The following is a 14,940-nucleotide window of genomic DNA, read 5'->3' as shown; positions in this document are numbered from 1 at the left end:
CTCAAGCGCAGAAATGGTTGTGATAAGGTCATAAATAGCGATGAAGAAAGAACCCATGATTGTTTCAGTTTTCTCAGTTATCGTTATCTTCGTCATTGCCATGATCCTGATATCACAAATCATAGTGACCAAAAATCAAACGATCGATGACATTAACACTAAAGCAAAGAACTTAAGTCAAACCCTCGACAAATATACAGAAGGTATCATTCGACAAAGCGATATGCTTATCAATATCATTTCTGATGTTTTTGAAAATGATGAAGAAATCCCGGGCAACGTTAAACGTCTGAAGCGTATCTTAATTGAACAAGACAAATCACTAGATCAATTAAATAACATCGTCATCTATGATAACAACGGTGATCGCGTATTAGCGTTACGTGATAAATTTATCGGTGGTATCAACAGTTCCGATCGGGCGTTTTTTATCTATCATAAGAACTACAAAGCACGCGAAATTTTTATTGGCCCTCCCGTCAGAAGTAGAACCGATGGTAAATGGGTCATCACGATCAGTCGAAGGCTCGAAAATAAAAGAAGTGAGTTCAATGGTGTCGTGGTTCTTACTTTAAACATCGAGAATTTCCTCGAGTTATTTGGCAATATCAACATCGGTGATAAAGGTTCGATATCCTTGATTAGTGGCGATGGCGTATTGCTTGTGAGGATGCCATTCAATGAGAAATTTGTAGGAAAGGTGCTCTCTGATTCGCCTCTGTTTAGCCGTTACCTTAAAACCTCGAATTCTGGCGTATCAAAAGCCACGTCCAGGTTCGACGGGGTTGAAAGACTATATGCCTATCAAAAAAACAGTCATTACAGCCTGGTTACCATCGTCGCTTTTAGCATGAATGAGCAATTGGATTCATGGCGAAAACAAACCAATTATCTTATTTTAATCATTTTTTCAATCACGTGCGGTGGTGTTTATTTAGGCATTTTGATTATTAGGGATACCCGAAAAAGAATTATTACAAGTAATAAACTTTTACGTGAAAAAAACTCGCTCATGACTGAAAATGCATTTCTCGAAGAAAAAGTCTATGTCGATGAGCTGACGGGTCTCGCAAACCGTGCTGCATTTAATATGACATTGGATGAGGCCATTAAGGAAAGTCTGGTAAGCAGAGTCGAATTTTCATTGATTTTTTTAGATGTCGACTACTTTAAGCGCTACAACGATACTTATGGTCATGTCGCGGGTGATGGGTGTCTGAAAGCGTTGGCAGAAATTTTCCTCGAGAGTACACATACCATTAACGCAACGATCTGCAGGTATGGCGGGGAAGAATTTGCAATGATTATGCCTGGTGTCGGCAAGGAAAAGGCCAAAGATATATCTCAATCCATCTTTCAGCTACTCGATATAAAAGCCATATCCCATACCAGTAGCCCTTTTGGACAGGTGACTGTAAGCATTGGCATTTACTCAAATATTATCAGTGGTACTAATACAGATCCTAACATGATAACTTCAATGGCTGACCAGGCTTTATATCAAGCAAAGGCTTCAGGAAGAAATACCATCTGTACCTGGACTGACCAATTATTAAATTGAGCCGTCTTATTTTACTCATTTTGTCATTATAGTTCAGCCAAAAGACTGATCAAACTCACTATCATTAATTAGAGTTTTTAATTGGACCAATATTGATAGTAATGACTCACTCATTAAAAACTCATGTGAAATAATGAACTATCTAAATGCAGCATCGAGTCTATAACAGAGACTGTCATAAATTTATCAGGAACCCGTGTCAACTTGACAATGCATGACCAGGGTGAAGCAGCATCCCTTTTCTGACGTTTGCACGTTCATGTGCCAGCCTAAATAGTCAACAATACGCTGTACAATAGATAAGCCCAGTCCCTCTCCTCCTCTCTCCCCGCCCTGTTGAAAGCGGTGAAAATATTGGGGATTGATTCCGGATGGTAGGCCTGGCCCGGTATCAGAAATGATGAGCGTTTTGTCACGCAAGCTCAGCAGGATTTCACCTTCCGTTGTGTACTGACAGGCGTTTCGCAACAAATTCCATATCACGCTGCGAACAAGATCGCCGTGAGCAAAGGTATGTGCGCGTAATGGGATATCGAGAGTAAGCACTACGGGTTTTTTTGCGAGCCAGGGCTGGCAGCGTGAGATGCACTCTTCAATAAGCGGGCGCAGAGGCACATCCGTTTTTGTTAAGGTTTGCGGATCCCGCGACAACAGTAACAGGCAGGTCAACTGACGTTGCATTTCCTGTGTTGTACGCAAAATACGCTCCGCAGCAGTCTTTAAATGGCTTTCCATTGGCAATTGATATACCAGATTTTCCGCAGCGCCACTGATTATCGCCAGAGGTGTCCGTAGTTCATGGCTTGCATCTCCAACAAAGCATCTCTCACGTTCCAGAAACTTCTCCAGTTCTTCGCTATGTCGGGCAAAAGCACGTGCCAACACGCCGATTTCATCGTTCGCGTTCAGAAAGGGTAAAGGCTTCTGGTTGCGCTGAACGGCGTCTGACAACTGAACTATCGGGGCAGTAACGCGAGCCGAAGTGAGTCTTCCAATCCAGAATGCGAAGACCAGACAAAGAAAAATGATCAGTGGGGCGAAGCTGTCAATCATAAACTCAAGATAGAGATAACGATCGCGCTCCTGGAGCAAATAATAGCGTGCATTGTTACGCTCAAAAACGAGCAGGTTCCGGTCGTCGGGTTTTTCTGTGCGGTGATAGCCAGGCGCATACGGACGAAGAATGTCTGGTACGTTCTGCGCATCGTAGAGCTCGCTCCCCTCCGGCAATGTCGGGAGTCGCCTTTTAGCAATATCCTCATCCAGATGGGGAGCCTCGTCACGCAGACTTTCTGACATCGCATGGGCTCTCAATTCATCGTAATCGAGTAACTCCGCTGCTATCACAAACGTCATGACACCGACCATCAGCAGTACAAAAGAAACGGTAATGCGAGTCTTGAGCGTTAGCTGCTGGTAAATTGATTTCATAATGAACGTACTTTTGTCTTTGCTACGCACCCGCTGGACCCTGTCCGGATTTACGAAGGCGTAAACCTATGCCATGTACGGTTTCTATCAGTGTAGATGTGAAATTTTTGTCAACCCGTTGGCGCAGGTCATGAATGTGCGTGCGTAAAGCACCACTATCAGGCGGCTCGTCCCCCCAGATCACATATTCGAGTTCATGTTTTTTGACCACATCAGGAGCCGCTCTTATCAGGCTCAACAGCAATTTATGAGTGGTGGGCGTGAGGTTAATTAATTGACTCTGCCGCCATGCCTGCGGTGCACGGGTATCAACTTTCAGGTCGTCCCAGACTAATGTGCCTTGCACTTGCCTCCCCTGAGCACGGCGTACCAGCGCCTGGATACGGGCATCCAGCTCTTTTAGAGAAAAGGGTTTAACCAGATAATCGTCGGATCCCAGCGCGAGCCCTTGCACGCGATCTTCGACGAGATCGCGCGCAGTCAGCATCAGTATTGGCACAGGATTTTGAAATTCAAGCCGCAGTTTACTGCACAGCGTCATTCCATCCATTCGCGGCAACATCAGATCTAACACGATGGCATCGTAATCATTCCTCATGGCCAAATGCAGACCTGTAGGACCATCACGAGCATCGTCGAGTACATAGCCGAGTGGCTCGAAAAATTCGTAAAGATTGGCCACAAGCTCAGGGTTATCTTCAATAATAAGCAGTCGAGTCATGGGCAAGCCGCATCTCAAATAAACATTTCAGCATGTTAACATCTTCCTGACACAAAATTTTTAATACTGCGCATATTATAAAGCTAATGAGAATTGCGCATGTTTAAACACTTGTTATCTGTTCGGCTCAATCCGGTACAATTGACTTGGGTTGCCGCCATGTTCTTCACCACCGCAGGCAACATTATGCTGTGGCAAACACTATGGGGTGAAATAGGGATCTTTAACCTGCACAGTTTTTTGTTTTTCACCAGTTTACCTGTTTTTCTTTTCTGCTTTATTAATTTGTTGCTTACGCCATTTATGGTCTTACCCTATATCCGCACCCCACTGTTGGCACTGCTAATAACCATCAGTGCCAGTTGCAGCTACTTCATGCTTCGCTACCATATTGTCATTGACCGTAGTATGGTTAAAAATTTTTTTGAAACCAATCAGGCAGAGCTCAAATCTTATTTTTCATTCCAGTTACTTTTTACAGTTTTTTTCCTCGGCGTAGTTCCCGCCTTTGCGATTTTGTATCTTCCTGTGAAGAAGTTTGAAAGTCGGATTAAGAGTTTTAGCTGGTGGTTGGGGCATATTGCGGTGACATTAACGCTTCTTGCTACCGTGACCATGGTATTTTACAAAGATTACGCTTCATTACTACAAAATAATATGCAAATAAAGGATCAAGCATTACCCTTTAATTTCGTATGTAATACCAATCGCTATCTGAAAGGTAAACTGAATGCAAAATCCAAACTTATGCGAACCCTGGCGAAAAATGTCAGTCGCCATAGGACCACAGCTGACGAAAAACTCAAACGGATGATTATTGATGCAGGTGAAACGGCTCGCAGGCAACATTTTCAGCTCAATGATTATCCACGCCCCACGCATTCAGTATTATCACATTTTCAGGACGAGATAAGTTTCAAAAATGTCGCATTCTGTGGCACTGCAACGGCTATATCACTACCCTACATGTCCTCGCGTTTGTTAACTCTCTTCGAATGGAATCACGCTCTCGACGTTGAAAACAGACTGCCTGTCGAACACAGATGACAGGCATCTCAATACGCTTACTTCTTCAGCAGACGTGGCAACTGGTTTTCCAGCACCAGCAGACAGCTATCCATCATCTTTTGTGTTTCCTGCGTCACTTTTTCGTAATTATTAGCCTTCCAGTCACTAAGTGGTGCAGTGACATGTGTTGGCTCGCATTCTGAGACGATAAAGGCGCTGAACATGCTTCCACCTTCAGGACGTTTATAGAACTTCACACGGTAGGTTAAATCGTAGTTGCTGTTACTGGCCGACATATCGGTATAGACCAGTGACCAGCGCGAGGCAGCAATAAATAACGGTTGACTATAAATATCTCCGTTACCCTTTTTCTCAAGCCATTCGCGGATTTTTACTTCTGCTTTCGGACCGAAATATTCCAGAGTAGGTTCTGGCATGGTCTCAACGGCTGAACCTTTATAGGCATTTTTATCGAATGAACTGGTGCTGACACCCCCACCGAGTACTGCACCTAATACTGCAAGCCCCATCCCTGTACTGGCGTACGCGGGTGAAACCTCACGCAATTTAAGATCGGCATATCTGTTATCGTTCATTTCAGCAGGAGCGAAAATGGTGGCAACGCCTACTGAACTGCCATTCGCGGCCTGAACTTTGTTTGAATGGACCTTCCCTGCGCAACCTGTCAAAAACACTAAAGATAACGCACCTGTAATAACTGCTTTGTTCATAATTAGATTTATTCCCTTTATTTAAAGTGCCAACACCTGTGGCATCTTTCCTGAATCTAAAACGGACAATTAAGCAGAATCTTTAGCATTTTTCTTCTGTTACGCAGTGAAAAATCGTCATTTTTAATTTAAATCAACTTTTGAGCATTCAGATCAATCACTCAGATGGATCATTATCAACAAAAAAGTCCCCTATCATTGGGAAGCCTTCAACCACGCAAATTGCCGGTGCTTAAACTTTGACAGCGCCTTCAAGCGCCGCCTTCACGACGCGAAAGATATCGGTATTTGGAACGCACGCCACGACATCAGGAGGCTCTTCCTGCGGGACCTTTTCTCTGAATCCATGCACCTGGCGGCCTATTTGTTCATGAAAAATTCCCCGAAAAATCGTATGTTGACATTTTAGAATTGTTCAGCGGAAGACATTACCGTTTCGTGTTAACACGAAATATCGGTTACTTACTTAACGTCAACGACCCTGCTAGTATGCACAAAGCTATCATGATCATTGTTCGCCGAAGGAAGGTTATGAATACCCACAAATGTTTGATATGTAATCACGGAACAGACTATTTCTTCTCCAAAGACTACCCTACTTATCCTGGTAGCCCCTTCGCTGAGACGCTTAGGGTCGATTTCTGGAAATGTGGAGATTGCGGGTTTACCGTCTCTAAAACGCATCAGGAAATGACTGAGGCCCAATGGTCACAGCTGAACTCGAGCTGGCATCACATCCATGAGAATAACGTTTCTACCAGAACAACAAATCAGCCACCGTATATTGATCAAGCCCTGGCATTAAAAATTTTGGCTGAAAATAACGTCATTGATTTAGGCAATTCACTGGACTATGCGGCAGGCTATGGAACCTTCTCCCGTTGCATGAATAAATATTTTGGCATTGAAATTCCTATATTTGACCATTACGTGCATAGCCGCGATACGAGCGTTAAATACGTCGCAGAAGAGGAACTCTCACAGTACAACCTCGTGATTAACAGTGCCATGTTTGAGCATGTACTTACACGTGAAGCTCTTGACGAAGTGAATGGGCTCGTGGCGGATGAGGGGGTTTTGATGTTGCATACCGTTATTGCTGAACGCGTCCCTAAAGATCCAGACTGGTTCTATATCAACACCATGGTACACACTGCATTTCATACCAACAAAAGCATGTCTTTATTGATGGAACAATGGGGTTATAAGGCCTCAATCTATTCACCACAGGCCAAGAGTTGGTATTTGTTTAAAAACAATTATCCTCATCTGGACAGCTTAGAAGAACGTGTCATGCAAATTAACAGTGAATTGCAAACGAACTACTTCTTCTACAAAGATGGCTTTGTCGATTACTGGAAAGGATTTTGAAGACCTTCTTATTCAAATGGTCTTTAACGCGTCACGTTGTGTCCAGAGGTTATTTTTCTGAAGGCGCATGATTGATACATTTTCAGACGAAAGGGATGCAACATGCGCGCATTATTACCTTCGCTTTCTGCCGGGCTGATGCTGCTGTTTTCAGCCTCAATACTGGCTGATGAAGTGAAATCATCCTCGTCGCTTATTAGCGTTGAAACCGAAGGTTCCGGGCCGGATGTCATTCTCATCCCCGGCCTCGCCTCGTCGCGCAGCGTCTGGGACGGTGTGTCTGCCGAATTAAAAGCCCATTATCGACTGCATAAAGTGCAGCTCGCCGGGTTTGCCGGGCAATCGCCCGTTAAGCGGGATGACGGGCAGTTTGTGACCCCCGTTGCGCAGGCCATTGCCGATTATATTAGCCAGCACACACTCAGCCACCCGGCCCTTATTGGTCACTCTCTTGGAGGGGAAGTGGCTCTGATGATCGCCGCACAGCACCCAGACCTGGCGGGTCGTGTGATGGTGGTCGATGCATTGCCGTTCTTTAGTCTGATGTTTAACCCACAGGCGACGACACAATCCGTTACCCCGCAGGCTACTCAGTTTCGTCAGATGCTGCTGAACGCAAGTCAGGACGACTTTGCCCACCAGCAGCAACAAGGTATGGCGAGGTTGGTAAAAACCGAATCGGTACGCGAGAAACTGGTCAATGCCAGTTTGCACTCTGACCGGCAAACTCTGGCTGATGCCACCTTCGACATTATGACGCTGGATTTACGCCCACAACTGCCCCACATCCGGGTTCCGGTTACCGTCCTGTATGCATGGGATCCGCTGTACGGCATTCCTGCGGTACAGGTCGACACGCTGTATACCCAGGCGTATGCGGCGCTTAAAGGCGTGAAACTGACGCGCATCGATAACAGCTTCCATTTTGTGATGTCCGACCAGCCAGGAGAGTTTGCGCAGCAAGTGAAGGCGTTTTTGCATTCCTACCGGAATGATGGGTAAGTGATCCCCATAAAAAAATGCGAGCACGATCGGTCCCCTCTCCCTGAGGGAGAGGGAGAGGGAGAGGGTTAGGGTGAGGGGGAATATGTGGCTCAGCGGTATTGTTCCGTTCACCTTACGTGCCATGCTCCCATGAAGCGCCTCCACACGTGAACGTGCAAGGGAGGCTCGCCGCTGGCGCGGTCCATGATGCTTATTCTGTCTGACTTTCGGGTCGGGGATAAGCCTACATCCTTGTAGGCTATCCCCTCCGCCCGCTTCCCTGCGGGCGGACCCGGTCAGCCGTCAACGCCTCATCGATTTTCAGCCGGACCAGAAAACCCTCGCTGCGAGAAATTACATTAATGAAAAACCGATTAGCTGTTTGCTGGTAAAAGTCCCAAAGCCATTCTTTTTTTATGTTGTCTCTGGCTTACAGCGTGGGGGTTGTGTCCCCGCTGAAATCGGCGAGCCGGAGACCGGAAGACAAGGGCTGGCCGCCAGGGATGGCGGACAGAGGTTTGTCGAGCCTGGACGGCGAGTCAAACCGACCGCAGGCTGAGGGTCGGGAGGTGAGCGCAGTGCGCAGCACCGGTTTCCGGGCGGGGCCGCGGGGATGGTAAAGGGGGCGGCGGCAAGCCCCCTTTGCACGTTCACGGGTGGCGGATTCGGCATGTTCAGCAGGTATGGAGGTGAACGGAACAAACTTCAGTGTCGCCTGTTTCCCTCACCCTCTTCCCGGTGTAACGAGCGGACCGATCTTAATGACTTAAAATCTGCTCCAGGAACTGCTGAGTACGAGGATGTTCCGGCTGGCTGAAGAACCGCTCCGGAGGAGCCGTCTCGACAATTTTCCCGTCCGCCATCAGAATCACTTTATCCGCAACCGTGCGGGCAAAGCCCATCTCATGGGTCACCACGATCATCGTCATCCCGCCGTCAGCGAGATCGAGCATTACATCCAGCACCTCTTTGATCATTTCAGGGTCCAGCGCAGACGTCGGCTCGTCAAACAGCAAAATTTCCGGCTCCATACACAACGCTCTGGCAATCGCCACGCGCTGCTGCTGCCCACCTGAAAGCTGTAGCGGGAACTTATGCGCCTGGTTAGCAATATGCACCTTTTCCAGATAATGCATCGCCAGTTCAGTGGCCTGTTTCTGGGTGAGTTTACGCACAAGCTGAGGGCCGAGGGTCAGGTTGTCGAGCACGCTGAGGTGCGGGAACAAATTAAACTGCTGGAACAGCATACTGATGCTCTGACGGATGCGGTTTATATTGCGCACGTTGTCGTTCATCTCGATACCATTGACCAGAATCTGCCCCTGCTGATGCTCTTCCAGGCGGTTAATGCAGCGAATCAGTGTTGATTTACCCGAACCGGATGGCCCGCAAATCACCACGCGCTCGCCCTTCTCCACCGTTAACGAGACATTATCGAGTACTTTGAATTTGCCGAACCACTTGCTGACAGCATTAATTTCAATAACGGGACGTTGAGACATCAGGCGTTTCCTTCTGCAGTGCGGCTGGCATCTATGCGCTTCTCTACCCAGATAGCGTAGCGAGAGAGCATAAAACCAAAAACAATATAAATGGTCGAGATAAAGACGTACGTTTCGATGTAATAGCGCCGCCATTGCGGGTCCTGCATCACCGCACTGGTGGCGGTAAGAACATCAAACAGACCGATGATTATCACAAACGACGTGTTCTTCATCGCGGCAATAATGTGGTTAGTCACCGCAGGCAGACAGATGCGTAGCGCCTGCGGCAGGATGATTTTGGTGGTGGTGTGCCAGTAATTAAGGTTCAGCACCGCAGCGGCTTCGTACTGCCCGCGCGGCACGGACTGCAGACCGCCGCGGATCACCTCAGCCTGGTAGCAGGCAAAGAACAGCGCGATGCCCACGATAATGCGCAGCAGCTTGTTGATTTCCATGTTGGTCGGCAAAAACAGCGGGAAGATGTTCACCGCGACAAACAGAATGGTAATCAGCGGCACACCGCGCAGCCCTTCGATAAAGATAACCGACAGGCCACGTAAAAACGGCAGCGGCGAACGACGTCCCAGCGCGAGGGCCACGGAGACAGGCATACCGATAATGACCGTACCGGAGAACAGCAAAAGCGTCAGCGGCAGACCGCCCCAGTCCGCAGACGGCACGGAAGACAGCCCAAGAACACCGCCGCTCATCAACACCGACATCACTACCAGCGACACGCCCCACAGCGGCCAGAGAAAGCGCGAATGCCAGCACACGGGTGAGAGCGACAGCACCACGCTCACAAACCAGATGACCATGCACAACGCCGGACGCCACTGCTCGTCATAAGGGTAAAGACCAAACAGAATCGGCCGATACTTTTCGCCAATTACTGCCCAGCAGGCTCCGGCGGCAGAGCGGCACTCCGCCACCCCACCGGCAAACACCGCGTCGGTAATCCCCCAGCGCACCAGCTTACTGCCGACAAAAAGGATAAGCATCAGGAGCAGCAGCGTAAGCACCGTCTGTGCCAGGCTGCTGAATAAGTGACGGCGTAACCAATAAATCGCAGAATGTTGCATGCTCTGTTCCTCAACGCTCTTTAATGGCGACGTAACGGTTAAACAGGTTCATCAGAAGCGACGTCGAGCCGCTGATAATCAGATAGACCACCATCATGATGGCAATAGCTTCCAGCGCCTGCCCGGTCTGGTTCATCAGCGTGTTGGTGATGTTGGCCAGTTCGGGGTAGCCCACCACCACGGCAATTGAGCTGTTTTTTGCGAGGCTGACGTACTGACTGGCGAGCGGTGGCACCATCACGCGCATGGCCTGTGGCATCACCACGTGGCGAATCACATGCCAGGGTGACAATGACAAAGAGCGCGCAGCTTCAAGCTGCCCTTTTGGCACCGACTGGATACCGGCGCGGACAATTTCAGCAATAAACGCAGAGGAATAGAGTGCAATGCCCAGCAGCAGTGCCGTGAACTCCGGGCTGACGGTAAACCCACCTTTGAAGTTAAAGCCACGCAACTCCGGCTGATTCAGCGCAAACGGTGCGCCCGCAAGCCACCAGGTGAGCAAGGGTAAGCCAATAATCAACGCCACACGCAGGCGTGCCACGGGGATAATGCGCCCTTTTTGTTCACGTAAGCGTCGCGCCAGCGTAGACAGTCCGGCACTCAACACCACGGCAATGATTAGCGCATACAGCGCGGCGAGCCAGCCAGAATGTCCCTGCAATACGGTGAGCGTCAGGCCACGGTTGGTCAGAAACCCGAAAGCACCCAGGTCAATTGCCTCACGCGGTGACGGCAAATTGCGGATCACCACCGACCAGAAGATAACCTGCAGGATCACTGGCACGTTACGCAGCAATTCCACATAGCCTTCCGCCAGCTTGACCAGCAGCCAGTTTTTCGACACGCGACCAAGACCAACGAAAAAGCCCAACACGGTCGCCAGCACAATCCCACACACCGTCACGTACAGAGTGTTCAGCAACCCGACCAGCACCGCACGGGCGTAGCTGTCACGCGGGGTGTACTCAATCAGCGTTTCGCCAATCGCAAACTGCGCGCTCTGTTCGAGGAAGCCAAAACCAGTGGCAATGCGCTGGGTGCGCATGTTTTCCACCACGTTGGTGTAGAGCCACCAGGAGAAGCCCGCCAGCAACGCGGCCAGCAGGAACTGGTAACACCAGGCACGCGTGGTCTTACTCCCCAGTACGGTGGCGAGCCGAGACCCGGCCGCCTTTTCAGGCGCGTCGGACGTTAAAATGTACGCGTTGGCGTTGTCAGTCTGTTTCATCATTTCACGATCTGAAGACATAATCAGCATCGTCCCCCCCGCAGGGGGACGCATCCGTTAACGAATCGGTAAGCCGTACAGCAGACCACCGTCGGTCCACAGGTTATTCAGGTCACGCTCCAGCGGTTCGCTGCTCTGCGGCCCGAAGTGGCGGTTATAGATATCGCCGTAGTTGCCCACCTGTTTGACGATGTTGTAGGCCCACTTCTTATCCAGCCCCAGTTTCTGACCGAAGTCGCCCGTCGTGCCTAACAGTCCTTGCACATCCGGGTCGGCGGATTTCAGTTGCTCATCCACATTCGCCTGGCTGACGTTCATCTCTTCGGCATTAAACGTGGCGTAAACCACCCATTTGACGATGTTAAACCACTGGTCGTCGCCTTTACGTACGGCCATCGCCAGCGGCTCTTTCGAGTAGATACCCGGCAGGATGACGTGATCTTCCGGTTTTTCTGCGTCGAAGTTCTTCACGCCCGGCAGGGCCACTTTGTCACGGGCAATCACATCACAACGCCCGGCCAGGTAGGCCGCGACGTACTCTTTGTTGTTCTCAATCACCACCGGGGTGTAGTGCATATGGCGGGAAGCAAAGATTTGCGCCACGTTCTGTTCGGTGCTGCTGCCCGGCGTGATACACACCGTTGCACCATCCAGATCTTCCACTTTCTTCACGCCGCTGTTTGCGCGCACCATAAAGCCGGTGCCAGTGTAGAAGTTCGGCGGCGCGAAGTTCAGCCCCAGCGACACATCACGGGTCAAGGATGCGGTGATATTACGCGACAGCAGGTCAACCTCACCGGACTGGATAGCCGGGAAGCGCTGGGCAGTTGAGAGTGGCGTGAAGCGCACTTTTTTTGCATCACCCAGCACCGCGGCAGCCACGGCGCGGCAGAAGTCGACATCCAGCCCTTCCCAGTTGCCTTTACTGTCGATTGAAGAAAAACCATGACGCGCCGGGTGCACACCGCACACCAGTTCACCACGGGCTTTAATTTTGGTCAGCGTGTCACCGCTTGCAGCCGGTGCCTCTTCGGCCAGTGCCTGGCCTGCCAGAGTGGTCAATGCCAGCAGCAGTGCTGAGGCAATAAATGTGTTTCTTTTCAGCATGTCTGTTCCCTTATTACTGCCTGTTGTTGTGTTTAACCGCGACCGGCACCCGGTACTGGTCGCTTATGGTCTTTGTAAATCCACGGTTCTGGCAAAGAACGAATTCGCCAGCACCATGCAAAAATGGTCTAACGCAGCCAGCCCTGCACGCCCTGCCAGAGCAGTTGCAAACTCAGCAGCACCATCGTCAAACGAAACGCGATGCGAAACAGCTTTTCCGGCAGATTGTCGAGCATACGCGTGCCCAGCCAGGTGCCGAGCGCGCCGCTGGCGATCATCATCATCAGCACCGGCAGCCAGCTTGCCCAGGCAAACCCCATCAGACCAAAGGCCAGAATTTTCAACCCGTGCTGCAACACCATGCAGGTGGCATGGGTGGCAATCAGCGGCTGCTTTTTCAGTCCCTGAGAGCTGATAAGCCCCGCCACCATCGGTCCGGTCGCACCGACAATCATCGTGCCGATACTGCTGATGCCGCCCCCAAGCACAAACAGCCCACGGTTAAGCGGTTTGGCTTCACCGCGTTTGCGCAAGACCGACCAGAGGATAAAAAGCCCCAGCGCAATGCGCGCCACGCTGTCCGGGATGATGGCGGCCACAGGTGCACCGAGGGCGATACCCACCGCGCTGCCGAGTAAAAACCACAGCACCAGCGGCCAGACCACATGCATCCGCTGAATCAGCGTGCGGCTGAAGTTAGAGCCCAGTTGCACCATGCCGTGTACCGGCATCAGGCTGCTGATCGGCATACCCAGTCCCATCACCGCCAGCAGCACGGTCCCGCCTCCCAGCCCCATCGCCGCGGTCAGCGCAGAGGTGAGAAAACTGCAGCCCACCATCACGGCGGCGAAAACCGGGCTGATTTCAGCGGGGATTAATTGCCAGCTCATCATCGCCCCGCTTAACGGTAGTCATCAGTGAGCAAACGCTGATACAGCGCCTGCGCCTCTTGCGCTGACAGTACGCGTCGCGCGCAATCGAGGAACTTCTCTTTCAGCAACCCTTCCGGCAGCGGGAACTTCGGACTGGAGCCGCGCGCCCCTTCAACCGTTTTGTGGAACTGACGCCCGTCGGTCGTCGTGATGGTGACAAACGCCGTGTGCGTGACCGCCTCAGTGTGGGTGGTCAGCGTCACACGGTTCATCAGCGACTGAGTTTGCGGGTCGGCAAAACGTTGTGGCTCAATGAAGTCATCCAGCACCAGGGTGCCGGTGACAAAGGCTCGCGCAACGCAGTAGTGCAGGCTGAACTTGCCCGCCAGCGGGTTTTCCGGCTGCGGAATATTGATGTGCGGGAAGCGAATCGGATGGACCTGCACCTCAATGCGTTCAACATCAGTAGCACTTAAGCCGGTCTCGTCACGCAGTGCCAGCACACCGTCCAGTGGCGACAGGATGGCGTAGCAGCAGGAGAAGTATTTGAAGTTGTTGCTCTTTTCGGTATCCAGGATAAACGGCGTCCCGGTCCAGGCTTCGGTCAATGGCGTAGCGTCGGCGTGCTCACTGCCGTTGAACACATTGAAGTAGCCATGATGATGTTCAAATGCCGTTTTGCCCGCCGTGAAGCCCTCTTGCGCCAGCCGCACCGCCATCACCACGCTGCGTGCTGCCTGGCCCACAACCAGGGCTTTCGTTTCGCTGCCAAAATTGGATTTGATGCCGGATGAGAGCGAGGCGCAAATGGAGAGTGCCGTCGCGGTCTGCGTTTCATCCAGCTCCAGCACCACCGCACAGGCCGCCACACCGGCAAAGATGCCAACGGTGGTAGTCGGGTGCCAGCCGTGGCGGTACTGGAACGGACTCACCGCTTTACCCATGCGCACGGCAGTTTCATATCCGGTCAGATAGGCACGCAAAATGGCCTCACCGTTCAGGTCCTGCTCATCCGCCAGCGCCAGCAGCGCAGGTAAGACAGCTACGGAAATATGCCCGTGCAGCCAGGAGTTTGAATCATCAAAATCAAGCAGATGTGAAGCGGTACCGTTTAACAGCGCGGCATCCAGCGCGTTCAGTTTCAGGTCGGTGCCGAACACCCGGCTTTTACCGGTTGCCGCCGAAGGTACCACCACGCGACGCAGCTTCTCTGAGCCATCCTGTACGCCTCCCGCGAGGGTCACACCCAGGGTATCAATAATCGCCGTACGGGCCTGTTCGTACGCTGCATCTGAAAAGTGCTGGCGCGAAAAGGTCAGCAAGTTTGCCGCAAATTGTCGGGCTACGGTCATGAACA

General features: G+C 50.9%; 13 protein-coding genes. 4 read left to right on the top strand and 9 right to left on the bottom strand.

What is annotated here, in order from left to right; genetic code table 11:
* Positions 1-40 precede the first annotated feature (40 nt).
* Positions 41-1,561: a sensor domain-containing diguanylate cyclase gene (locus tag AC5JPW_RS17105; protein WP_494242228.1), complete on the top strand. Its 1,521-nt coding sequence runs from the start codon at positions 41-43 to the stop codon at positions 1,559-1,561.
* A gap of 186 nt (positions 1,562-1,747) precedes the next feature.
* Here AC5JPW_RS17105 and AC5JPW_RS17100 read toward each other — a convergent pair whose 3' ends face one another.
* Positions 1,748-3,022 carry a sensor histidine kinase gene (locus AC5JPW_RS17100; protein ID WP_494242226.1) on the bottom strand — a complete coding sequence of 425 codons (1,275 nt, stop codon included), beginning with the start codon at positions 3,020-3,022 and terminating at the stop codon, positions 1,748-1,750.
* Complete coding sequence (locus AC5JPW_RS17095; RefSeq protein WP_494242225.1) at positions 3,015-3,713, bottom strand: response regulator transcription factor; 699 nt, start codon at positions 3,711-3,713, stop codon at positions 3,015-3,017. Before AC5JPW_RS17095 ends, AC5JPW_RS17100 begins: the two co-directional genes overlap by 8 nt.
* 99 nt (positions 3,714-3,812) lie before the next feature.
* Here AC5JPW_RS17095 and AC5JPW_RS17090 point away from each other — a divergent pair, with 99 nt between their 5' ends.
* Entirely contained in the window at positions 3,813-4,760 is a 948-nt protein-coding gene (locus AC5JPW_RS17090) for a phosphoethanolamine transferase domain-containing protein (RefSeq protein ID WP_494242223.1), read from the top strand.
* A 17-nt stretch (positions 4,761-4,777) separates the two neighbouring features.
* Here the strand turns inward: AC5JPW_RS17090 and AC5JPW_RS17085 are convergent, their stop codons facing one another.
* Positions 4,778-5,452 (bottom strand): hypothetical protein, encoded by a 675-nt coding sequence (locus AC5JPW_RS17085; protein WP_494242221.1) that lies wholly within the window; start codon positions 5,450-5,452, stop codon positions 4,778-4,780.
* Positions 5,453-5,983: 531 nt separating this feature from the next.
* On the opposite strand from AC5JPW_RS17085, the gene AC5JPW_RS17080 reads away from it, so the two are divergent.
* The gene (locus AC5JPW_RS17080) at positions 5,984-6,823 is read left to right on the top strand and encodes a class I SAM-dependent methyltransferase (RefSeq protein ID WP_494242220.1); all 840 of its coding nucleotides are present in this window, start codon (positions 5,984-5,986) and stop codon (positions 6,821-6,823) included.
* 102 nt (positions 6,824-6,925) lie between these two features.
* The gene (locus AC5JPW_RS17075) at positions 6,926-7,825 is read left to right on the top strand and encodes an alpha/beta fold hydrolase (protein WP_494242218.1); all 900 of its coding nucleotides are present in this window, start codon (positions 6,926-6,928) and stop codon (positions 7,823-7,825) included.
* A 740-nt stretch (positions 7,826-8,565) separates the two neighbouring features.
* Here AC5JPW_RS17075 and AC5JPW_RS17070 read toward each other — a convergent pair.
* From AC5JPW_RS17070 to AC5JPW_RS17045, 6 genes are all read right to left on the bottom strand, one after another.
* Entirely contained in the window at positions 8,566-9,309 is a 744-nt protein-coding gene (locus AC5JPW_RS17070; RefSeq protein ID WP_494242217.1) for an amino acid ABC transporter ATP-binding protein, read from the bottom strand.
* On the bottom strand, positions 9,309-10,373 hold the full coding sequence (locus tag AC5JPW_RS17065) for an amino acid ABC transporter permease (RefSeq protein WP_494242215.1): 1,065 nt from the start codon (positions 10,371-10,373) through the stop codon (positions 9,309-9,311). The genes AC5JPW_RS17070 and AC5JPW_RS17065 overlap by 1 nt, the downstream gene beginning before the upstream one ends.
* Before the next feature lie 10 nt (positions 10,374-10,383).
* Complete coding sequence (locus AC5JPW_RS17060) at positions 10,384-11,625, bottom strand: amino acid ABC transporter permease (RefSeq protein WP_494242213.1); 1,242 nt, start codon at positions 11,623-11,625, stop codon at positions 10,384-10,386.
* A gap of 36 nt (positions 11,626-11,661) precedes the next feature.
* Positions 11,662-12,711: an amino acid ABC transporter substrate-binding protein gene (locus tag AC5JPW_RS17055; RefSeq protein ID WP_494242211.1), complete on the bottom strand. Its 1,050-nt coding sequence runs from the start codon at positions 12,709-12,711 to the stop codon at positions 11,662-11,664.
* Positions 12,712-12,839: 128 nt separating this feature from the next.
* A complete protein-coding gene (locus tag AC5JPW_RS17050; RefSeq protein ID WP_494242209.1) occupies positions 12,840-13,601 on the bottom strand; it encodes a sulfite exporter TauE/SafE family protein in 762 nt (253 codons plus the stop codon).
* 11 nt (positions 13,602-13,612) lie between these two features.
* Positions 13,613-14,935 carry an MmgE/PrpD family protein gene (locus AC5JPW_RS17045; RefSeq protein ID WP_494242207.1) on the bottom strand — a complete coding sequence of 441 codons (1,323 nt, stop codon included), beginning with the start codon at positions 14,933-14,935 and terminating at the stop codon, positions 13,613-13,615.
* Positions 14,936-14,940: the final 5 nt, after the last annotated feature.

The organism is Phytobacter sp., from assembly GCF_059074235.1.
This window is presented reverse-complemented; position numbering and strand designations above follow the sequence as displayed.